The 20,910-nt window shown below is 75.2% G+C and carries 15 protein-coding genes; 9 read left to right on the forward strand and 6 right to left on the reverse strand.

Annotation, left to right across the window (positions count from 1 at the left end; all coding sequences use genetic code 11):
• Nucleotides 1-18: 18 nt before the first annotated feature.
• Nucleotides 19-330: a hypothetical protein gene (locus ACFTWP_RS07110; RefSeq protein ID WP_380263211.1), complete on the reverse strand. Its 312-nt coding sequence runs from the start codon at nucleotides 328-330 to the stop codon at nucleotides 19-21.
• Nucleotides 327-1,760 carry a PspC domain-containing protein gene (locus ACFTWP_RS07115; protein WP_380263212.1) on the reverse strand — a complete coding sequence of 478 codons (1,434 nt, stop codon included), beginning with the start codon at nucleotides 1,758-1,760 and terminating at the stop codon, nucleotides 327-329. Before ACFTWP_RS07115 ends, ACFTWP_RS07110 begins: the two co-directional genes overlap by 4 nt.
• A 132-nt stretch (nucleotides 1,761-1,892) precedes the next feature.
• Between ACFTWP_RS07115 and ACFTWP_RS07120 the strand changes: the two genes are divergently transcribed.
• The 3 genes from ACFTWP_RS07120 (at nucleotide 1,893) to pcrA (ending at nucleotide 7,021) form a co-directional block, all read left to right on the forward strand.
• On the forward strand, nucleotides 1,893-3,368 hold the full coding sequence (locus tag ACFTWP_RS07120; protein WP_380263213.1) for a PspC domain-containing protein: 1,476 nt from the start codon (nucleotides 1,893-1,895) through the stop codon (nucleotides 3,366-3,368).
• Nucleotides 3,361-4,071, forward strand: coding sequence for a LuxR C-terminal-related transcriptional regulator (locus tag ACFTWP_RS07125; protein WP_380263214.1), 711 nt, complete (start codon nucleotides 3,361-3,363; stop codon nucleotides 4,069-4,071). Before ACFTWP_RS07120 ends, ACFTWP_RS07125 begins: the two co-directional genes overlap by 8 nt.
• Nucleotides 4,072-4,330: 259 nt before the next feature.
• Nucleotides 4,331-7,021, forward strand: a complete 2,691-nt coding sequence (gene pcrA / locus ACFTWP_RS07130; protein WP_380263215.1) for a DNA helicase PcrA — start codon at nucleotides 4,331-4,333, stop codon at nucleotides 7,019-7,021.
• Nucleotides 7,022-7,072: 51 nt separating this feature from the next.
• On the opposite strand, the gene ACFTWP_RS07135 is transcribed toward pcrA, so the two are convergent.
• Together ACFTWP_RS07135 and ACFTWP_RS07140 are read right to left on the reverse strand one after the other, a co-directional pair.
• On the reverse strand, nucleotides 7,073-7,843 hold the full coding sequence (locus tag ACFTWP_RS07135) for a M23 family metallopeptidase (protein ID WP_380263216.1): 771 nt from the start codon (nucleotides 7,841-7,843) through the stop codon (nucleotides 7,073-7,075).
• Nucleotides 7,844-8,143: 300 nt separating this feature from the next.
• The gene (locus ACFTWP_RS07140) at nucleotides 8,144-9,097 is read right to left on the reverse strand and encodes an esterase/lipase family protein (RefSeq protein WP_380263217.1); all 954 of its coding nucleotides are present in this window, start codon (nucleotides 9,095-9,097) and stop codon (nucleotides 8,144-8,146) included.
• Between the two features lie 412 nt (nucleotides 9,098-9,509).
• On the opposite strand from ACFTWP_RS07140, the gene ACFTWP_RS07145 reads away from it, so the two are divergent.
• Nucleotides 9,510-9,917, forward strand: coding sequence for a cobalamin B12-binding domain-containing protein (locus tag ACFTWP_RS07145; protein WP_380263218.1), 408 nt, complete (start codon nucleotides 9,510-9,512; stop codon nucleotides 9,915-9,917).
• Nucleotides 9,918-10,027: 110 nt separating this feature from the next.
• On the opposite strand, the gene ACFTWP_RS07150 is transcribed toward ACFTWP_RS07145, so the two are convergent.
• Nucleotides 10,028-11,719 carry a DUF5691 domain-containing protein gene (locus ACFTWP_RS07150; protein ID WP_380263219.1) on the reverse strand — a complete coding sequence of 564 codons (1,692 nt, stop codon included), beginning with the start codon at nucleotides 11,717-11,719 and terminating at the stop codon, nucleotides 10,028-10,030.
• A 55-nt stretch (nucleotides 11,720-11,774) separates the two neighbouring features.
• The gene (locus tag ACFTWP_RS07155; protein WP_380263220.1) at nucleotides 11,775-13,115 is read right to left on the reverse strand and encodes an SWIM zinc finger domain-containing protein; all 1,341 of its coding nucleotides are present in this window, start codon (nucleotides 13,113-13,115) and stop codon (nucleotides 11,775-11,777) included.
• A gap of 225 nt (nucleotides 13,116-13,340) precedes the next feature.
• Between ACFTWP_RS07155 and ACFTWP_RS07160 the strand changes: the two genes are divergently transcribed.
• The 5 genes from ACFTWP_RS07160 (at nucleotide 13,341) to sucD (ending at nucleotide 20,753) form a co-directional block, all read left to right on the forward strand.
• Nucleotides 13,341-14,462: an AAA family ATPase gene (locus tag ACFTWP_RS07160; protein WP_380263221.1), complete on the forward strand. Its 1,122-nt coding sequence runs from the start codon at nucleotides 13,341-13,343 to the stop codon at nucleotides 14,460-14,462.
• Nucleotides 14,463-14,496: 34 nt separating this feature from the next.
• Nucleotides 14,497-16,968, forward strand: coding sequence for a DUF5682 family protein (locus ACFTWP_RS07165; protein ID WP_380263222.1), 2,472 nt, complete (start codon nucleotides 14,497-14,499; stop codon nucleotides 16,966-16,968).
• A 140-nt stretch (nucleotides 16,969-17,108) separates the two neighbouring features.
• Nucleotides 17,109-18,341, forward strand: coding sequence for a VWA domain-containing protein (locus tag ACFTWP_RS07170; RefSeq protein WP_380263223.1), 1,233 nt, complete (start codon nucleotides 17,109-17,111; stop codon nucleotides 18,339-18,341).
• A gap of 341 nt (nucleotides 18,342-18,682) precedes the next feature.
• Nucleotides 18,683-19,855 carry an ADP-forming succinate--CoA ligase subunit beta gene (gene sucC, locus ACFTWP_RS07175; RefSeq protein ID WP_380263224.1) on the forward strand — a complete coding sequence of 391 codons (1,173 nt, stop codon included), beginning with the start codon at nucleotides 18,683-18,685 and terminating at the stop codon, nucleotides 19,853-19,855.
• 16 nt (nucleotides 19,856-19,871) lie between these two features.
• Nucleotides 19,872-20,753 (forward strand): succinate--CoA ligase subunit alpha, encoded by an 882-nt coding sequence (gene sucD / locus ACFTWP_RS07180; RefSeq protein WP_380263225.1) that lies wholly within the window; start codon nucleotides 19,872-19,874, stop codon nucleotides 20,751-20,753.
• Nucleotides 20,754-20,910: the final 157 nt, after the last annotated feature.

A 20,910-nucleotide genomic window follows, 5' to 3' on the forward strand; every position in this document is an offset into this window, starting at 1 on the left:
CCGCGCCCCGGGAGGACCCTAGCGGTCGCTCCCGGGGCGTTCGCGGTCCAGCAGGCCCAGCTCGCGCAGGTGGGCGTCCAGGTCGCCCTCCGGGGTGCCGGGGGCGGCCGGCGCCGCCGGCGGGGCGGGCGCCTCCGTCCGGCCGCGCCGCGCCATCGCCAGCACCGCCCCCGCCAGGCCCGCGGTGCCGAGCACGATGAAGGTCACCGGGATGACTATCCGCCCGTTCACCGAGAAGTCGTTCAGCGAGGCCACCAGGTAGAGCGTGGCCACCACGGTGAAGAGGGTTCCCGCGATCAGCGAGAACAGGTCGAGCGGGTGCTTCCTCATGCCTGGACCACCTTGATGTCGCCGAGCCCGACCGTCAGCGTGAGGTCGAGCGTCCCCTTCGATGCCTGCCCGCTGCGCGGTTGCAGCTCGTACGTGCGGTCGTTGCTGTCGCCGGTGTCGTCGAACCCGGTGATCTGTACGTTGCCGAGGATGTGCCTCGCCCGCACGCTGACCACGACATCCGGGGGTACCAGGACGGTGAGGTCGCCCGCGCCGACCCGGGCGGTCGTGCTCAGGGTGCCGCCCGCCGGATCCAGCCCGCGCAGGTCGAGCGTCCCGCTGCCGGCGCCGAGCCGGTACTCCCGGTGCAGCTCGCCCGCGCTCGTCGGCGCCCAGACCCGGTCGCCGAAGGCGTCGCCCACCGTCGCCCCGGAATTGTTGCCGGAGGCCAGGACGAGGGTCAGCAGCACGGCCGGGACCACCAGCGCCCGGGCCCGCCCGAACTTGGCGCCGACCAGCAGGGTCAGGCCGATCCCGAGCAGCAGCGCCGCCATCGCGGTGGTGATCAGCACGCCGGCGCCGCGGCCGCCCGGCAGGCCCCAGAGGAGGGTGCAGACGCCGGCCGTGACCAGCAGGCCGAGCGGGCCGAGGAAGGAGCGCTCGCGGCGCCGGACGGGGGTGGCCGGCCGCCCGGCGGGAGCGGGGCCCTTGCGCAGCGGGTCGCCCTCCGGCAGGTCGGTCCGCTGCCACCAGGCCTGGGCCGGGGCGCCCGGCGGCGCGGTCGGCCCCGGGTACGGACCGCGCTCGGCGTACGGGTTGCGCTCGGGATGGCGAGGGTCCCAGAGGTACCCGGTCGGGCCGGCGTGCGGGGTGTCCTGGGGCACCGTGCCGGCCTCGCGCTCCCGAGCGTGCCGGGCCCGGGCCTCGGCGGCGGCCCGCCACTCCTCGCCGCCCCCCACCGCGTCGGCCGGCTGCTCCGGCGCCTGCGGGTACAGCCGGTCGTACGGGCCGCCGTGGCGCCGGCCCCGGTGGCGCCGGCGCTGCCGACCGCCGCGGTGCTCGGGGTCGCGGCGGCGCACGGCGAGGAAGATCAGCCCGCCGAGCAGCAGCAGCGGGAACAGCTGGTCGCCGTCGCCCATCGAGGAGAAGAACACCCCGGTGCCGATCACGGTCAGCAGGACCGCGCCGATCGACTGGCCGTCCACCCGGCCGGTCAGCACCCGCTGCAGCTCGGTGCGACCCTCCCGGCCCTCCGCCGCCTCGATCGGGACGACCAGCCAGGCCAGTCCGTACAGGAAGAGGCCGAGGCCGCCGGAGAGGCAGAGCACCGCGATGACCACGCGGAACACCACCGGGTCGATGTCCAGGTGCCGGCCCAGGCCGCCGCACACCCCGGCCACCACGCGGTGGTGCTCGCTGCGGGTCAGCGGGGGGCGCTCGGAGTCCGGCGGGGAGATCGGCCCCGCCCCCGGAGTGTGGTCGTCCGTCATGCCTCCATCCTGGTGGCCCGCGAGCGCCCGCCCAACCGTTCCGGGCCCTGTCCGGACCCTGACTTGTCCCTGAGAGATACTCGGGGCCCACCCTGATGCGCACGGGCCCGGGCACGTGTGACCATTCGTGGCGTGGCAGCCCCCGGTACCGATCCCAAGTCCCCAGTCCCTGACACCCCGTCGGCGGCCGGGGCCGACCCGGCCACGCCCGACGAGGGCCGGCCGCCCTACCGCAGGCTCTACCGCAGCCCGCACGGGCGGATGCTCGGCGGCGTCGCGCACGGCCTCGCCGTGCACCTCGGGCTGCCGGTCACCTGGGTGCGGGCGGCGTTCGTCCTGCTCTTCTTCGCCCAGGGGATCGGCGCCCTGCTGTACGCGGCGTTCTGGTTCGTGGTGCCGATCGGCATCGGCGAGCCGGCCCCGGGCGGCGCGCCGCACTGGGCGTACGTCGACGGCGCGTTCGTCCCGGCCGCGCCGGGGCAGAGCGGCAGCACGCTGCGCAAGGGCGGCGGGGGCCGGGTGGCCCGGCTGCGCGAGCTCCTGCAGCGGACCTTCCAGGGCGAGCCCGCGGTGCCGGCCGGGGCGGCCGCGCAGGAGCAGGCGGCGGGGGCCGGCACGGCCCCGGAGGGCGCCGGGAGGCAGGGCCTGGGCCAGCTCGCCGCCCTGGTGATGCTGGTGATCGGCATCATGGCGCTGCTGAACGCGCTGAACATCCAGACCGCGAAGCCCTACACCTGGCCGCTGCTGGCGATCGGCGTCGGCGTCGCGCTGGTCTGGCGGCAGGCCGACGACTCCCGCTGGCAGCGCTGGTTCGGCCTGGAGGAGGGCGAGCGGCGGCGCGGCGCGTACACCAGGGTCGGCGCGGGCGTGCTGCTGGTGGTGGCGGGGATCATCGGCTTCCTGGTCCTGCAGGGCACCGGCTCGACGATCGGCTCGGTGATCGAGGCGTCGATCGCCGTCCTCGCGGGCGTGCTGGTCCTGGTCGGCCCGTACGCGCTGCGGATGTGGCAGGACCTCGGGGCCGAGCGCACCGCCCGGATCCGGGCCCAGGAGCGGGCCGAGATCGCCGCGCACGTCCATGACTCGGTGCTGCACACCCTCACGCTGATCCAGCGCCGGGCGGAGGACCCGAAGGAGGTGCTCCGGCTCGCCCGCGCCCAGGAGCGCGAGCTGCGCCTGTGGCTCTACCGCCCGGAGGCCGCCGCCGAGGACGCCCCGGACACCCTGGCCGAGCGGATCCGCGAGGTGGTGGCCGAGGTCGAGGACCGGCACGGGGTGCCGGTGGAGCTGGTCTGCGTCGGCGACTGCCCGATGGACGAGCGGATCTCGGCGCAGATGCGGGCCGCGAGGGAGGCGATGGTCAACGCGGCCAAGTACGGTGGCGGGGAGCCGGTCCAGGTCTACGCCGAGGTGGAGGGGCGCACGGTGTCGGTGTTCGTACGCGACCACGGGCCCGGGTTCGACCCCGACGAGGTGCCCGAGGACCGGATGGGCGTACGCGAGTCGATCATCGGCCGGATGAAGCGCAACGGCGGCACCGCGAGGGTGCGGCCCGCGCCGGACGGCGGGACCGAGGTCGAGCTGGAGATGGAGAGAGCTGATGACTGAGCCCACGGGTGGGCCCATGGGGGATCCTCCGGCCGAAGGCGGGGGGCGGGTGGCACGGGTGGTCCTGGTCGACGACCACCGGATGTTCCGTACGGGGGTGCGGGCCGAGATCGGGCGCACCGAGGTGACCGGCATCGACGTGGTCGGCGAGGCCGACGACGTCGAGTCGGCGGTCCGGGTGGTCGCCGAGACCAGGCCGGACGTCGTCCTGCTGGACGTCCACCTGCCCGGCGGTGGCGGGGTCGAGGTGCTGCGGCGCTCCGCCGCGCTGATGGGGGACCCGGCGGGGGTGCGCTTCCTCGCGCTGTCGGTCTCGGACGCGGCCGAGGACGTGATCGGGGTGATCCGCGGCGGTGCCCGCGGCTACGTCACCAAGACCATCACCGGCACCGACCTGGTGAACGCGATCTTCCGGATCTCCGACGGCGACGCGGTCTTCTCCCCCCGGCTGGCCGGCTTCGTGCTGGACGCCTTCGCCGCCACCGACACCCCGCCGGTGGACGAGGACCTCGACCGGCTGACCCAGCGCGAGCGCGAGGTGCTGCGGCTGATCGCGCGCGGCTACGCGTACAAGGAGATCGCCAAGCAGCTCTTCATCTCGGTGAAGACGGTGGAGAGCCACGTCTCGGCGGTGCTGCGCAAGCTCCAGCTGAGCAACCGGCACGAGCTGACCCGCTGGGCGACCGCCCGCCGGCTGGTCTGACGCGCCCCGCGGTACGACGTGGGCCCGCCGCCGCGGTGACGCGGCGGCGGGCCCGTGCTCGTTCACCCGGGCACCGGTCGGTCGTCCCCGCCGGTCGGGGCCCGCACGCGCGCCGGTCGGGGCCCGCAGGCCTTCGCGGGCGGGGGATCGCAGCCGCGCTGGTCAGGGCCCGCAGGCCTTCGCCGGTCGGGGCCCGAACGCCCCGGGAGCTCCGGTACGGGCCTGGGCTGTCAGTCCTGGGTCATAGACTCGGAGTGCCATGAGTAGCCTCTTTGACGACCTCCCGCTCCCCGGCTTCGAGCTGCCCGCCGCCCGGAAGCCCGCCGGCCCGACGCGGCCCGCCGCCACCGCCGCCACCCCCCTGGACGACCCCGGCGGCCCGTTCGGCGCGGAGGAGCCGCCGCCGTACGAGGACGACGTCCCGTACGAGGAGGACGTCCCGTACGCCGCGTACGAGGCCGGCTACGAGGAGGCCATCCCGGCGGGCCTCTTCCAGACCGACTACGCGGCCGAGACCGAGCGCGACGCCTGGCACCGCAACGGCGCCGCCCGCGTCATGGCCGACCCGGCGCTGCTGCTGGAGGGGATGAACGACCCGCAGCGCGAGGCGGTGCTGCACGCCGGCTCCCCGCTGCTGATCGTGGCCGGCGCCGGCTCCGGCAAGACCCGGGTGCTGACCCACCGGATCGCGTACCTGCTGGGCGCGCGCCACGTGCAGCCCGGCGAGATCCTCGCGATCACCTTCACCAACAAGGCCGCGGGCGAGATGCGCGAGCGCGTCGAGCAGCTGGTCGGCCCGCGCGCCCGGGCGATGTGGGTCTCCACCTTCCACAGCGCCTGCGTGCGCATCCTGCGCCGGGAGAGCAAGCTGCTCGGCTTCACGTCGAGCTTCTCGATCTACGACTCGGCGGACTCGCTGCGGCTGATGGGCCTGGTCTGCCGCGACCTGGACCTCGACCCCAAGCAGTACCCGCCGAAGTCGTTCATCTCGAAGGTCAGCAACCTCAAGAACGAGCTGATCGACGAGGAGACCTACGCCGACCAGGCGGCCAACCCGATGGAGAAGAAGCTCGCCGAGGCGTACTTCCTCTACCAGCGGCGCCTGCGCGAGGCCAACGCGCTGGACTTCGACGACATCATCATGACGACGGTCAACCTGCTGCAGGCCTTCCCCGCCGTCGCCGAGTACTACCGCCGCCGCTTCCGGCACATCCTGGTCGACGAGTACCAGGACACCAACCACGCCCAGTACATGCTCGTCCGGGAGCTCAGCGGCGGCACCGCCACGGCGGCGCCGAAGCGCACCGTGGACGGCGACCTGGTGAACCCGGCGGCCGCGGCGGCGGCCGAGGTGTTGCCCGCCGAACTGTGCGTCGTCGGTGACGCGGACCAGTCGATCTACGCCTTCCGCGGCGCGACGATCCGCAACATCCTCCAGTTCGAGGAGGACTACCCGAACGCGACCACCATCCTGCTGGAGCAGAACTACCGCTCCACCCAGACCATCCTCAGCGCCGCCAACGCGGTGATCGAGCGGAACACCAGCCGCCGCGAGAAGAAGCTCTGGACGGCCGGCGAGGACGGCGAGAAGGTCGTCGGCTACGTCGCGGACGACGAGCACGGCGAGGCCCAGTTCATCGCCGACGAGATCGACCGGCTCACCGACGCGGGCGACGCCCGCCCCGGCGACGTGGCGATCTTCTACCGGACGAACGCGCAGTCCCGGGTGTTCGAGGAGGTGTTCATCCGGGTCGGCCTGCCGTACAAGGTCGTCGGCGGCGTCCGCTTCTACGAGCGCAAGGAGGTCCGGGACGTCCTCGCGTACCTGCGGGTGCTCTCCAACCCCGAGGACACCGTGCCGCTGCGCCGGATCCTCAACGTCCCCAAGCGCGGCATCGGCGACCGCGCCGAGGCGATGATCGACGCGCTCGCCGCCCGCGAGCGGATCAGCTTCGCCCAGGCGCTGGTCCGGGTGGACGAGGCGTACGGGATGGCCTCGCGCTCCGCCAACGCGGTGAAGAAGTTCAACACGCTGATGGCCGGGCTGCGCCAGGTCGTCGAGTCCGGCGCCGGCCCGGCCGCGGTGCTGGAGGCGGTGCTGGAGGAGACCGGCTACCTCGCCGAGCTGCAGTCCTCCACCGACCCGCAGGACGAGACCCGGGTGGAGAACCTCCAGGAGCTCGCCTCGGTCGCGCTGGAGTACGAGAAGGACCCGGGCGAGCGCCCCGAGGCCGAGGAGGGCGACGCCACCCCGCCGCTCGGCTCGCTCGCGGACTTCCTGGAGCGGGTCGCGCTGGTCGCCGACTCCGACCAGATCCCGGACGACGAGGAGGGCGGCGGCGTCATCACCATGATGACCCTGCACACCGCCAAGGGCCTGGAGTTCCCGGTGGTCTTCCTCACCGGCATGGAGGACGGCATCTTCCCGCACATGCGGGCGCTCAACCAGGTCAAGGAGCTGGAGGAGGAGCGGCGGCTCGCGTACGTCGGCCTCACCCGGGCCCGGCAGCGGCTCTACCTCACCAGGTCGGTGCTGCGCAGCGCCTGGGGCCAGCCCTCGTACAACCCTGCCTCGCGGTTCCTGGAGGAGATCCCGGAGACGCTGGTGGACTGGAAGCGGATGGGGGCCGCCTCGGCGCCGCCCGCGCGCGGGTACTCCGGCGGCTCCGGCGGGTTCACCGCGAGCAGCAGCGGCGGCTCGCGCGGGGCCTCGCGGGGCGCCGGCACCGCCGCCGCACCGAAGGCGGGCTGGGGGCAGTCGGCCCGGCGGGTCACCGAGCGCGAGGTCGTCGGCCTGGCGGTCGGCGACCGCGTCACCCACGACACCTTCGGTCTGGGCACCGTGGTGGCCACCGCCGGGGTCGGCGACAAGGCGCAGGCCACGGTGGACTTCGGCACCGCGGGCCGCAAGCAGCTGCTGCTGCGGTACGCGCCGGTGGAGAAGCTCTAGACCGGTGGAGAAGCTCTAGGGCTGTCGGACGGGCTGCTCGGCCCGCGCGTCTCAGCGCGGGTCGAGCCCCTGGGCGAGCAGCCAGGGCAGCGGGTCGATCGGGGCGCCGCCGTCCGGGCGGACCTCGAAGTGCAGGTGCGGGCCGGTGCTGTTACCGCTGCTGCCGGAGAAGGCGATCACGTCGCCGGCCTTCACCGGGCCCTTGCGGACCTTGTAGGTGCGCAGGTGGCAGTACCAGGTCTCGGTGCCGTCCGGGGCCTTCACTATCGCCATGTACCCGTACGCCGAGTTCCACTGCGTGCGGACGGTGCCGTCGGTGACGGCCATCACCGGCGTGCCGCCCTGGACGGGGAAGTCGATCCCGGTGTGCCGCGCCGTCCAGTGGGTGCCGGCCTCGCCGTAGGTCGCGCTGAGGCCGTGCAGCTCCACCGGCAGCGAGACCGTCGGGCGCGCCGGGGCGGGCGGTGCCTCGACCGGGGCGGCGGCCGGCTCCTGGGCGGACAGTTCGGTCCGGGCCTCGCCGCGGGCGGCGCGCTCGGTGTCCGTACCGCCCGCCGGGTCGGGCGTCCGGCCGTCGGCCGGCACCTGCTCGCCGGCCGGCGCGGCGTCCGGTGCCGCACCCGCGACCGTGGAGCGCTCGGCGCCGCCCTGCACCGTGACGGCCGCGGCGCCGGCCACGCCGAGCGCGGCGAGCGAGGGCAGCGCGACACCCAGCAGGGCCGAACGGGTGGCGGCCTTCGCGGCGCCGCGGCGCTCCGCGCGCGACTGCGCGCGGGCAGCCTCCCGCAGTTCCGCGCGGGTGGGGCGGACGGCGTCAGGCATCGGGCGGCGCCTCCTGGTGGTCCGCGGCTGAGGGGGAAAACAGGCGAGACTGTAGCCTCCCTGGCCGAGTCCGGACAAAAGTCCGGATGTCAAGACCCCTGACGGTCATTCAGGTCGCCGGATCGCATCGCTGCGGTGTCGAAGGCGTGCGGACGGGGTGTGGTGGCTGTGCCGGCCGGGCGCGGCGGTGCGCCCCGCCCGCGGGCGGGTGGGCGGCCGTCGCCACCCGCCTGCCGCCGCCCGCATGCCGCCACCCGCCGGTCGTGGCCACCCGCCGGGCGCCGGGGTGCGCGGCGACGGTCAGGCCGTCAGCCGGCCCCCGGGCGGGAGGGCCGGCGGGCCGCCCGGCAGCCCGGTGGCCTCCGCCACCGCCGGGGCACCGGCGGCACCCCCGGACGTCCACCGCTGCGCCCCGGCGGCCTCGGCGGCGGTCAGGCGCTCGCGGACGGCGTCCACCACCCGGCGGTCCACCGGCAACCCCACATGGCCGGTGCCCGGCACCAGGACGTTCTCGGCCGTCAGGTCGGGGTGTCGCAGCCGGCCGTTGCGGGCCGGCAGCACGACCTCGTCCAGTTCGCCCCAGAAGGCGGTGAACCTGGTCCGGCAGTGCGGGGCCGGCAACCGCAGTTCGGCGAGCAGCTCACTGCCGGGCCGCATCTGGCGGGTGATCGGGAACGGGTTGGGCAGGTGGGCGGCCAGCGTGCCCTCGTGCGGCGCCGCCAGGGTGATCACGGTCGGCACGTGCTCGTCCCCGCCGAGCCGCTGGACGTAGTACCGGGCGATCAGGCCGCCCAGGCTGTGGCCGACCAGCGTCACCGGCGCTCCGCGGTGTGCCCGCCGCGCCCACTCGACGTGCCGGCCGAGCAGTACGGCGGCGGTCCGGACGTCGCCGGTCAGCGGGGAGTGGTTGAGGGCGTGCAGGTGCGTCCAGCCGTCCCGGCGCAGGGCGCGCAGCAGCGGATGGAAGACCGCGCGGTTGTCGGCGAAGCCGTGCAGGAACAGCACCGGACCGTCGTGCGTCGACCCGTCGTGCGCCGGACCGGCGCGCTCGGGGCCGGGATCCGCCGGGCGCGACTGCGCGGCCGCGGACCGGTCGCCGGTGCCCTCGGGCTGCGGCGGGCACGGGCGGCCGGGTGCGGGGCGGCGCTCGCCGCCCACCCCGGTGGGATAGCGGGCCAGGTGGCCGGCGATGGCGGCGGCCTCGGCACCGGCTCCGCGGACGGCGTCCGCGGCTCGCTGGAAGGGGACGGACATGCGGCGGCTCCCCGGATCGGCGGCGGGGGCGGGGACGCCCGGTCGGGCGGCGCGGGTGGGTCTGGCGGGAGCGGTGGAGCGGGTGGCCGGCGGCGGTGGTCGCGGGGCTGCCTTCGTACAACTGCTGCCGCCCGACTGCGGTCACGCTGCCGTGGTGCGACGGGACACGGGACACGGGCACGGTGCCGTGTTCGCGGAGCCGTGCCACGCGGGCAGGCGGGGGCCCGGTGGGTGGGTGGTGGGGCCGCGGAGAACACGCGGTGCTGTGATTTTCCCCTCGCTTGGAAGGGCGAAACGACCAACCGGCCCCCGTGGCGCTAACCTCCCCTCAGGTTCAGTTATCGATGGTTAACAACACCCGGACCGGACACAATCCGGAGGGGTGGTGGACAACGTCGTCCAGGAGGCAGTCATGGGTGTGTCAGGGCCGATCCGCGTAGTCGTCGCCAAGCCGGGGCTGGACGGTCACGACCGGGGTGCCAAGGTGATCGCCCGCGCACTGCGCGACGCCGGCATGGAGGTCATCTACACCGGCCTGCACCAGACGCCCGAGCAGGTCGTGGACACCGCGATCCAGGAGGACGCGGACGGCATCGGCCTGTCGATCCTCTCCGGCGCCCACATGACGCTCTGCGCGCGGGTGCTCGAACTGCTCCGGGAGCGGGACGCTGCGGACATCAAGGTCTTCTGCGGCGGGATCATCCCGGAGGAGGACATCATCGAGCTCAAGGCGCTCGGGGTGGCGGACATCTTCACGCCCGGCACGCCCACCCGCGACGTGGTGGCCTGGGTCGAGGCCAACCTGCGCGCCGCCAACTGATCACTGTCCCGCAGTCCCGCAGTCCCGCAGTCCCGCAGTCCCGCAGTCCCGCATCCCGGCGGTCCCGCTGCCCCGCCGTGCCCGGCGGGTGCGGGGCCGTCCGCCCCGGCTCAGCCGTCCAGTTCGGTCAGCATCGCGGCGCGGAAGCGCAGCGTCCCGGCGAGCCGGGCGAAGGTCTCCGCCCAGGCCGTGTCCGGCGCCGCGTCGGCCGCCAGGGCCTCCACGGCCGGTGCCGTCCCGGGGGCGAGCGCCCGCTCGGTCATCCCGAGGACTCCGCTGTGGCTCCACGGGTACGTGCCCGAACTGGCGGCCCGCTCCAGGGCCGCCACCACGGCGGTCGAGAGCGGGGGCGTCCACGGGGTGGCGCACGCCCCCAGGAGCTGGAACGCCTCGCCCAGCCCGTGCGCCTGGATGAACGCCGCCGTCCAGGCGGCCCGCTCGGGTGCGGGCAGCACGGAGAGCAGCTTGGCGGGCGCGCCGGAGGTGCGCGCGGCCCGGCCGCCCCGGCCCGGTCGCGGCGCCGGCCCGAGCAGGGCGCGCGCCCAGTCGGCGTCGTGCTGGCGGACGGCGGCCCGGGCCCAGGCCTCCCGCAGGTCGTCGGCCCAGGTGCTGTCGGCGCCGCCGTCTCCCCGCCCGCCTCGGCCGGCGTCACCGACCGGCAGCGCGAGGAGCCCGGCCGGCGTCAGGCCGGTGTCCTCCGTCCAGGTGCGCAGGGGGGTGGCCGCGATGATCTCGCCGAACCACCAGGCCCGTTCGCCGCGCCCGGTCGGTGACTTCGGCGCGACGCCGTCGCGCTGCATCGCGGCGTCGCACGCGGCGGGCGGAGTGACCAGGAGTGCGTCCCCGGTGCCGGCGAGCTGCACGGTGGATCGTGCGCGCTCGGCCATCCGGGTGGCGAGCGCCGAGCCGGGGAGGGTGGAGAGCAGTTCGGCCGCCGTCGCGCGGACGTTCTTGCTGCGGTCCCCGAGCGCGGACTCCAGGAAGGGCTCGTCGGCCGCGGAGAGGCCGTCCTGGAGGGCGTCCAGGAAGAGCAGGCGGTCCTCCGCGCGCTCGGTCGCCCAGGTGCCGCGCAGCAGGTCGAGCCCGGCGGCCGGATCGGTGCGGCGCAACCGCGTCAGGTGGGTGACGCGTTCGGCGAACAGGCCCTCGTGCCAGATCCGGTGCTCGGCGCCGGACGGCTCCGCGCCCCCGCCGTCCGGACCCCGATCATCCGAGTCGGCCGAGTCGGTGGTGCCGGCCGGGTCGCCGGCGGGGACGGGGACGGCCGTCCGCAGGACGAAGCGCCAGTCCGGGTTCTGCTCCGCCAGCCAGCGGCCCAGCGGGCCGGTCAGCGCGACCACGTCGCCGCGCAGCTCGCTGCGGGCGCGGGCGGTGTCCAGCAGCCCCGGGACGAGTGCGGCGGGCGGGCGGTAGTCGCGGTCCCGGGCGGCGGCGAGCCACTGCGGGAGCAGTTCGGTGAGGTTGGCGAGGGTGCCGCCCGCGGACCGGCCGCCGAGCAGGACGGCCAGCCGTCGGGCGGCCGCCACGGGCAGTTCGGCCCTCGGGTCGGCGGGGGCGGCGGGCCCGGCGGCCGCCCGGGTGGCGGGCCGCGCCCCGGCCCGCCGGCGGACGGCGGTGAGGGCGGCCAGCTCCAGCAGGGCGGTGGCCGGGTCGGTGCGGTCCACCGCCGCCGCGGCGGCGACCAGGGCCGGCGACCCGGCGGGCGCGGGCAGCGGGCGGCGGTCGGTGCCGAGCAGGGCGGAGGTCCTGAGGTCCTCCCAGGCGTCGGCCGGGGCGGTCGGTTCGGTTCGGGTGGCCGTCACGTGCGGGCTCCTGCGGTCTGGTTGCTGGGCCGGGGGGGTCTGTGCGCCGGGGCGGCTACTGGGCGAGGCCGGTCGGGCGGCCGTGCTCGTCCCAGACCGTGACGGGGGTGAAGCCGCGGTGGCCGCACTCGCCGAAGAGGGTGACCGGGCGGCCGCCGGAGACGGCGGCGAGCCGCCAGAGGGCCGGCTCGGGCGCGCCCGCCCGGTGCAGGCGCAGGGAGTGCCGGCCGTCGGTGAGGTGCCAGCCGTCGACGTCGTGGACGGGGACGACACCGGCCAGCACGGTGGGCCAGGCCTCGACCCACGGGTCCTCGGCGACGGCCGCCCCGTACTCGGCGAGGGCGGCGGCGGGGGAGAGGCCGGCCGGGGCGCCCTGGTCGGGGGCCTGCGGCCCGCCGTGCCGGGTGCCGAGGACGGCGCGCAGCGGGCGGGCGCCCGGGTGGAAGGCGAGCTCGGCCTCCAGCAGGTGGCCGGTGGGCAGGGCGAGGTCCGGGGCCTGGCCGGGCCGGCCGAAGGCGAGCAGCAGGGCGTGGCGGCCGGTCTTGGCGCCGCGCAGCCAGACCCGGCGGGTGGTGAGGCGTTCGTCGCCGCCGGCGTCCATCGGTGCGGTCCGGGAGCCGAGCACCTGCCAGCGGTCGCGGACGGTGGGGCCGGCGAGAAGTTCGGCGGTGTCGGTGGTGAAGCCGACCCGGGCCCGGACGGTCGCGCCCAGGGCCTCGGGCAGCTCGTCGACCCGGCCGTAGGCGGTGGCCAGCAGGTGCAGCATCGCGTATTCCTCCAGTAGGTCGGCCTGCGGGGTGTGGTCCAGCTCGCGGGCCCGGGCGGCGAGGCCGGGGGCCTGGGCGTCGACCATCCGGGCGGCGACCTCGTCCCAGCCCTCCGGCGCGCTGCTCGCGTCGGCCAGGCCGTGCCGGATCCGGTCGGCGAGGCGGAGCCTGAGCTCCTGGGCGCCGGCGGCGACCCGCGCGGAGCGCTTCTCGGCCCGGCGCCGGGCGGCGGCCGGGTCGGCCGCCGCGGCCTCGGCCTTCGCGGTGCGCCGCTCGGCGGCCTGCTCGGCGCGGTCCCGGCGCTCCTCGAGCCAGGCGGCGGCCCAGTCGGCGGGTTCGGCGCCCGCCGGGACGGCCTCCGGGCCGGCGCTCCACAGCAGGAGCAGCCCCAGGGCGTGCTTGCACGGGAACTTCCGGCTCGGGCAGCTGCACGTGTAGGCGGGCGTGGCCAGTTCTACCGCCGTCCGGTAGGGCGTGCTGCCGCTGCCCCGGCACTCCCCCCAGAGCGCGTCGCCGTCGGTGCCGGTGCCCGACCAGGGTGCGGGTGAGGACAGCTTGCCCGCGGCCTTGCGTGAGGGGGCGTCAGGCGCCAGGGACAGGACGTGTTCGGTGCTCCAGCGTTCCTCCATGCCCACCACGCTAGGGGGAGGGACTGACAACCGGCCGGGCCGAACTGATCGCCGGTCAGGTCGTCCGGGCCGGTTGTCAGTGGCGGGGTGCATGGTTGTTCGAGCAGGCCGGACGGGGCCCTCCCGCCGGCCGGACGACATCTGCGCCGATGCTCCCCATCGATCACCCCGCCGCCCGCGACCCCTGCCACAGGTGTGTCCGGCGGCCGACCAGAAGGAGCCCTCATGACGACCGCCACCACCGCCGCGACCGCGCCGACGGCCACCGCCGAGGTGCTGCGGGAGCACGCCGAGGACGCGTTCGCCGCCGAGCTGGCCGCGCTCGCCGCGCAGGACGACCGCCCGCGCCCCGAGCGCTGGCGGCTCTCGCCGTGGGCCGTGGCCACCTACCTGCTGGGCGGTGAACTGCCCGACGGCACCGTGATCACCCCCAAGTACATCGGCCCGCGCCGGATCGTCGAGGTCGCCGTGACCACGCTGGCCACCGACCGGGCCCTGCTGCTGCTCGGGGTGCCGGGCACGGCCAAGACCTGGGTGTCCGAGCATCTGGCCGCGGCGATCAGCGGGGACTCCACGCTGCTGGTCCAGGGCACCGCCGGCACGCCGGAGGAGGCCGTCCGGTACGGCTGGAACTACGCCCAGCTGCTCGCCCACGGCCCCAGCCGGGACGCCCTGGTGCCGTCCCCCGTGATGCGGGCGATGGCCGATGGCAAGATCGCCCGGGTCGAGGAGCTGACCCGGATCCCGGCCGACGTCCAGGACGCCCTGATCACCGTCCTGTCCGAGAAGACCCTGCCCGTCCCCGAGCTCGGCGGCGAGACGCAGGCGGTGCGCGGCTTCAACCTGATCGCCACCGCGAACGACCGCGACCGGGGGGTGAACGAGCTCTCCAGCGCGCTGCGCCGCCGGTTCAACACCGTGGTGCTGCCGCTGCCCGCGACGCTCGACGAGGAGGTCGACATCGTCACCCGGCGGGTCGGCCAGCTGGGCCGCTCGCTGGACCTGCCGGAGCTTCCGGGCGGCGCGGAGGAGATCCGCCGGGTGGTGACGGTCTTCCGCGAGCTGCGGGACGGCATCACCGCGGACGGCCGGACGAAGGTGAAGTCGCCGAGCAGCACCCTGTCGACCGCCGAGGCGATCTCGGTGGTCACCAACGGCCTCGCGCTGGCCGCGCACTTCGGCGACGGCGTGCTCCGGGCCGGCGACGTGACCACCGGCATCCTCGGCGCCGTCCTGCGCGACCCGGTCGCCGACCAGGTGGTCTGGCGCGAGTACGTCGAGGGCGTGGTCCGCGAGCGGGACGGCTGGAAGGACTTCTACCGCGCCGCGCGCGAGAACGCCCGCTGAATCCGAACGACGGTCTTCGAGGAGGGGAGGCGCGATGAGCGCAGAGGTGACGCTGCTCGGCGTACGCCACCACGGCCCGGGCTCGGCCCGCGCGGTGGGCGCCGCGCTGCGGCAGTTGCGGCCGGACGTGGTGCTGATCGAAGGCCCGCCCGAGGCCGATCCGATCATCGGCCTGGCGGGCCACAAGGAGACGGCGCCGCCGGTGGCCCTGCTCGCCCACGCGGTGGACGACCCGGCCCGCGCCGCGTTCTGGCCCTTCGCGGTCTTCTCCCCGGAGTGGGTCGCGATCCGGTACGCACTCGACGCCGAGGTGCCGGTCCGCTTCGTCGACCTCCCGGCGGCGTACGGCCTCGCCGGGGAACCGGCCGGGCCCCCCGGTCCGTCCGAGCCGTCAGGGGGAGTGCCGGGGGGCACTTCTCCGGACGGCCCGCCGGCCCCGGGCCCGGCCGCCGCGGACGGCCGCGCCCCCGACCCGGGCGGCGAGGAGGCCACCGCCGACCCGATCGGCGCGCTGGCCGCCGCCGCCGGCCACGACGACGCCGAGCGCTGGTGGGAGGACGTCATCGAGCACCGGGCCCCCGGCTCGGACGCGCTCGCGCCGTTCACCGCCGTGGCCGAGGCGATGACGGCCCTGCGCGAAGGTGGCCGGGCCGGGCGGCGCGATGAACTGCGGGAGGCGTACATGCGCCAGCAGATCCGGGCGGCCCGCCGGGCCGGGCACCGGCGGATCGCCGTGGTCTGCGGGGCCTGGCACGTCCCGGCGCTGGCGACCATGCCGACCGTCGCCCACGACAGGGCGCTGCTCGCCACCCTGCCGCGGAAGGTCCGCACCGAGATCACCTGGGTGCCCTGGACGCACCGCAGGCTCGCCCAGCACACCGGCTACGGCGCCGGAATCGCCTCCCCGGGCTGGTACCACCACCTGTTCACCACCGAGGGCGACCCGCTCGCCTGCTGGATGACCAGGGCCGCCGAACTGCTCCGGGGCGAGGACCACCCGGTGTCCTCCGCGCACGTCATCGAGGCCGTCCGGCTGGCCGGCACGCTCGCCGTGATGCGCGGACGCCCGCTGGCCGGACTCACCGAGACGCTGGACGCCGTGCGCTCGGTGATGTGCGACGGCTCGGACGTCGCGCTGGCCCTGGTGCACGACCGCCTGGTGATCGGCGACGAGCTCGGCGCGGTGCCCGACGACGCCCCGGCCGTGCCGCTCCAGCGCGACCTCACCCGGCTCCAGCGCACGCTGCGGCTCAAGCCGGAGGCGGCCGTCCGGGAGCTCGACCTCGACCTCCGCAAGGAGAACGACGCGGCCCGCTCCCGGCTGCTGCACCGACTGCGCCTGCTCGGCGTCGACTGGGGCACCCCCGGCCGCTCCGCGGTCAACTCCACCGGCACCTTCCGGGAGAGCTGGCGGCTGCGCTGGGAGCCCGAGTTCGCGGTCCGGATCGTGGAGGCCGCGCAGTGGGGCACCACGGTCGAGGGCGCGGCGACCGGCCGGGCCGTGGAGACGGCCGCCCGGGCCGGTGAGCTCGGCGAGCTCACCGGCCTGGTCGAGCGCTGCCTGCTGGCGGGCCTGTCCGGCGCGCTGCCCGCCGTGATGCGGGTGCTCGCCGACCGGGCCGCCCTGGACACCGACGTCGCCCAGCTGGCCGCGGCCCTGCCGGCCCTGGTCCGGGCGCTGCGCTACGGCGACGTCCGGGGCACCGACAGCTCCGCGCTCGACGCCGTGGCCCGGGGCCTGGCCGAGCGGATCTGCGTCGGCCTGCCGCCCGCCTGCACCGGGCTGGACGCCGAGGGCGCCGCCGCGATGCGCCGCTCGCTCGACGCGGTGCACGCCGCGATCGGCCTGCTGGAGAACGCCACCGACGGCGGCTCCGCCGGTGACGCCCCTGAGGAGCCCGGGCGCGGCGGCAGCGACACGCTCGCCGACCGCTGGTCCGCCACCCTCGGCTCGCTGGCCCGCCGCGAGCCGGCCGGCGGCCCGGCCACCGGCGTCCCGGGGCTGCTGCGCGGCCGGGCCGTACGGCTGCTGCTGGACGACGGCCGGCTGGACTCCGCGGAGGCGGGCCGCCGGATGGGTCTGGTGCTCTCCACCGCCAGCGCACCCGCCGACGCCGCCGGCTGGGTGGAGGGCTTCCTCTCGGGCGGCGGCGCCCTGCTGCTGCACGACACCCGCCTGCTCGGGCTGCTGGACGCATGGCTGGCGGGTGTGCCCGGCGGGGTCTTCACCGACGTGCTGCCGCTGCTCCGCCGGACCTTCTCCGAACTGGAGGCCGGCGTGCGACGGACCGTCGGCGAGCAGGTCGCCGCCGGCCGGCTCGGCGCCCCGGCCGCTCGGGCGGCCGGCCCGGCGGCCGACCTCGACGAGGAGCGTGCGGACGCCGCCGTCCCCACCGTGGCACTGCTGCTCGGCCTGCCCGGGCCGCTGCCGACGGGCCGCGACGGCGACCCTGCCGAGGGCCCGCTGCGCCGGTTCCCCCGGCAGGCCGACCGCCGCGGCCCCTGAGGCCAGCCGTCCGACCCTCGGTGCCCGCCCCGCGCGTCCGTCCGGTCCCGTCCCCGCCCGTTCGTCCGTACTTCCGCCAACCATCAACGCCAGCCGTCAGCCGCCAACCGTCAGCCGTCAGCCGTCAGAAGGAGCGCCCGATGTCCGTCACCCCCCAGCTCGCCGGTGCCACCGCGGGCGCCGGCGGCCCCAGCGCCGGCGCCGCTCCCCTGGACGCCGACGCCGAGCGGCTGCGCCGCTGGCGGTTGGTCCTCGGCGGGGAGGCCGACGGGACGGGCTGCCGCCTGTCCGGCCGGGACGCCGCCATGGACGGCGCGCTCGCCGCCCTCTACCGCGGGGAGGGGGCCGAGCGGACGAGGCCGGGTGCGCGCAGCGCGGGGCTGGGCGGCTCGGCGCCGCAGGTGGCCCGCTGGCTCGGTGACATCCGGGAGTACTTCCCGAGCTCGGTCGTCCAGCTGATGCAGCAGGACGCGATCTCCCGCCTCGGCCTGGAGCGCCTGCTGCTGGAGCCCGAGATGCTGGAGGCCGTCGAGCCCGACGTCCACCTGGTCGGCACGCTGCTGTCGCTGAAGCACGCGCTGCCCGAGACCACCCGGGAGACGGCCCGGGCCGTGGTCGGCAAGGTGGTCGCGGACCTGGAGCGCCGGCTCGCCGACCGCACCCGGGCCACCCTCGGCGGCGCGCTGGACCGCAGCGCGAAGGTCAACCGCCCGCGCCACCGCGACATCGACTGGGACCGCACGATCCGGGCCAACCTCAGGAACTACCTGCCCGAGGCGGGCCCGGACGGGCGCGGCACGGTCGTGCCCGAGCGTCTGGTCGGCTACGCCCGGGCCCAGCGGGCGGTGAAGAAGGACGTCATCCTCTGCATCGACCAGTCCGGCTCGATGGCGCCGTCCGTCGTCCACTCGGCGGTGTTCGGCGCGGTGCTCGCCTCGATGAGGACCCTGGACACCCGCCTGGTCGTCTTCGACACCTCGGTGGTCGACCTCACCGAGCAACTGAGCGATCCGGTGGACGTCCTGTTCGCGACTCAACTCGGGGGCGGAACGGACATCAACCGGGCGCTGGCGTACTGCCAGTCGCGGATCACCAGGCCGTCCGAGACGATCGTGGTCCTGATCAGCGACCTCTACGAGGGCGGGATCCGCGACGAGATGCTCAAGCGGGTCGCGGCGATGAAGGCCTCGGGCGTCCAGTTCATCGCGCTGCTCGCGCTCTCGGACGAGGGAGTCCCGGCCTACGACCACGCGCACGCGGCCGCGCTGGCCGCCCTGGGCGCGCCCGCCTTCGCCTGCACGCCGGACGCCTTTCCGGAGATCATGGCCGCCGCGATCGAGAAGCGCCCGCTGCCGGTGCCCGACCCGCAGTAGTGAACGGACGGGGCCGAAATTCACTCGCACGGGTGAACCGGGTCGGTGCTCACAGGCGGTGACCGGGCGCGGTGAGAAGCACGCCCGGCACACCGCCGTGCGGCCGTTGTGACGGTTCTCACCAAACCCGTGCCGGTCCCGGGCGAAACACGCCCGTCGTACGGGGATAACCTGCCAGACGGACGTGACGCGCGTGTTGATTGACGTGTGCGCCCGTGGCTGTGTGGGCCGCAAGGCCGTATCTCTGCGTACCTGCACCGCCTCGACGACCCGCAGCGAAGATCCTGCCGTGGCACGCTCGTAGAGACACAATCCGCGACCACGAACAAGGACGAACACACGTGGACCTGTTCGAGTACCAGGCGAGGGACCTCTTCGCCAAGCACGGTGTACCCGTGCTTGACGGGGATGTCATCGAGACCCCCGAAGCCGCTCGTGCCATCGCCGAGCGCTTCGGCGGACGCGCCGTCGTCAAGGCTCAGGTGAAGGTCGGTGGCCGAGGCAAGGCCGGCGGCGTCAAGCTCGCCGCCGACCCGGCCGACGCGGTCGCCAAGGCCGAGGCGATCCTCGGTATGGACATCAAGGGTCACACCGTTCACAAGGTGATGCTGGCCCAGACCGCGGACATCAAGGACGAGTACTACGTCTCGTTCCTGCTGGACCGCACCAACCGCACCTTCCTGGCCATGGCCAGTGTCGAGGGCGGTGTGGAGATCGAGGTCGTCGCCGAGGAGAACCCCGACGCACTGGCGAAGATCCCGGTCGACGCCAACGAGGGCTGCACCCCGGAGAAGGCCGCCGAGATCGTCGCGGCCGCGAAGTTCCCGGCCGAGGTCGCCGACCAGGTCGCCGACGTTCTGCAGAAGCTGTGGAAGGTCTTCATCGCCGAGGACGCGCTCCTCGTCGAGGTCAACCCGCTGATCAAGTCCGGCGAGGGCAAGATCATCGCGCTCGACGGCAAGGTGTCGCTGGACGAGAACGCCGAGTTCCGTCAGCCCCACCACGAGGAGCTCGAGGACAAGGCCGCGGCCAACCCCCTCGAGGCGGCGGCGAAGGCCAAGGGCCTGAACTACGTCAAGCTCGACGGCGAGGTCGGCATCATCGGCAACGGCGCGGGTCTCGTCATGAGCACCCTGGACGTCGTCGCCTACGCCGGCGAGAACCACGGTGGCGTCAAGCCCGCCAACTTCCTCGACATCGGTGGCGGCGCCTCCGCCGAGGTGATGGCGAACGGCCTGGAGATCATCCTGGGCGACCCCGACGTCAAGTCGGTCTTCGTCAACGTCTTCGGCGGCATCACCGCGTGCGACGCGGTCGCCAACGGCATCGTGCAGGCGCTGGCCCTGCTCGCCTCGAAGGGCGAGGAGGTCAGCAAGCCGCTGGTCGTCCGCCTCGACGGCAACAACGCGGAGCTGGGTCGCAAGATCCTCGACGACGCCAACCACCCGCTGGTGCAGCGCGTGGACACCATGGACGGTGCGGCCGACCGCGCCGCCGAGCTGGCCAACAAGTAAGGGAGAGGACTGAATCATGGCTATCTTCCTTACCAAGGACAGCAAGGTCATCGTCCAGGGCATGACCGGCTCCGAGGGCATGAAGCACACCCGCCGCATGCTCGCCTCCGGCACCCAGATCGTCGGCGGTGTGAACCCGCGCAAGGCCGGCACCACCGTCGACGTCGACGGCACCGACGTGCCGGTGTTCGGCAGCGTCTCCGAGGCCATCGAGAAGACCGGCGCCGACGTCACGGTCATCTTCGTGCCGCCGAAGTTCACCAAGGACGCCGTCGTCGAGGCGATCGACGCCGAGATCGGCCTCGCGGTCGTCATCACCGAGGGTGTCCCGGTCCACGACTCGGCCGCCTTCTGGGCGTACGCCGGCTCCAAGGGCGGCAAGACCCGGATCATCGGCCCGAACTGCCCGGGCCTGATCAGCCCCGGACAGTCCAACGCCGGCATCATCCCGGCGGACATCACCCAGGCCGGCAAGATCGGCCTGGTGTCGAAGTCCGGCACCCTGACCTACCAGCTCATGTACGAGCTGCGCGACATCGGCTTCTCCTCGGCCGTGGGCATCGGTGGCGACCCCGTCATCGGCACCACCCACATCGACGCCCTCAAGGCGTTCCAGGAGGACCCGCAGACCGAGATCATCGTGATGATCGGTGAGATCGGCGGCGACGCCGAGGAGCGTGCCGCGGCCTACATCGCCGAGCACGTCACCAAGCCGGTCGTCGGCTACGTCGCGGGCTTCACCGCCCCCGAGGGCAAGACCATGGGCCACGCCGGCGCCATCGTCTCCGGCTCCTCGGGCACCGCGCAGGCGAAGAAGGAGGCCCTTGAGGCCGCCGGCGTCAAGGTCGGCAAGACGCCGTCCGAGACCGCCCGCCTGGCGCGCGAGCTCATCGGCTGACAAGGCGCGGCGGCCACGGCCGCCCGCCTGCGAGGGCGCCCCTCGTCGGACATCGGTCCGATGAGGGGCGCCCTCGCGTTTCGTCGCCCGCTGCCCACTGCCCACTGCCGTCGCCCGTCGCTCTGCACCCGCCGCGCGCCGTCCGAGCGACCCGGCG

This window comes from Kitasatospora sp. NPDC057015, from assembly GCF_042673745.1.
GTDB lineage: Bacteria > Actinomycetota > Actinomycetes > Streptomycetales > Streptomycetaceae > Kitasatospora.

Excerpts from the sequence above, each read along its gene's own strand:
- ACFTWP_RS07110 (WP_380263211.1), bottom strand. The coding sequence starts at position 330 with ATGAGGAAGCACCCGCTCGACCTGTTCTCGCTGATCGCGGGAACCCTC.
- ACFTWP_RS07115 (WP_380263212.1), bottom strand. The coding sequence starts at position 1,760 with ATGACGGACGACCACACTCCGGGGGCGGGGCCGATCTCCCCGCCGGAC.
- ACFTWP_RS07125 (WP_380263214.1), top strand. The coding sequence starts at position 3,361 with ATGACTGAGCCCACGGGTGGGCCCATGGGGGATCCTCCGGCCGAAGGC.
- pcrA (WP_380263215.1), top strand. The coding sequence starts at position 4,331 with ATGAGTAGCCTCTTTGACGACCTCCCGCTCCCCGGCTTCGAGCTGCCC.
- ACFTWP_RS07135 (WP_380263216.1), bottom strand. The coding sequence starts at position 7,843 with ATGCCTGACGCCGTCCGCCCCACCCGCGCGGAACTGCGGGAGGCTGCC.
- ACFTWP_RS07140 (WP_380263217.1), bottom strand. The coding sequence starts at position 9,097 with ATGTCCGTCCCCTTCCAGCGAGCCGCGGACGCCGTCCGCGGAGCCGGT.
- ACFTWP_RS07145 (WP_380263218.1), top strand. The coding sequence starts at position 9,510 with ATGGGTGTGTCAGGGCCGATCCGCGTAGTCGTCGCCAAGCCGGGGCTG.
- ACFTWP_RS07155 (WP_380263220.1), bottom strand. The coding sequence starts at position 13,115 with ATGGAGGAACGCTGGAGCACCGAACACGTCCTGTCCCTGGCGCCTGAC.
- ACFTWP_RS07160 (WP_380263221.1), top strand. The coding sequence starts at position 13,341 with ATGACGACCGCCACCACCGCCGCGACCGCGCCGACGGCCACCGCCGAG.
- ACFTWP_RS07165 (WP_380263222.1), top strand. The coding sequence starts at position 14,497 with ATGAGCGCAGAGGTGACGCTGCTCGGCGTACGCCACCACGGCCCGGGC.
- ACFTWP_RS07170 (WP_380263223.1), top strand. The coding sequence starts at position 17,109 with ATGTCCGTCACCCCCCAGCTCGCCGGTGCCACCGCGGGCGCCGGCGGC.
- sucD (WP_380263225.1), top strand. The coding sequence starts at position 19,872 with ATGGCTATCTTCCTTACCAAGGACAGCAAGGTCATCGTCCAGGGCATG.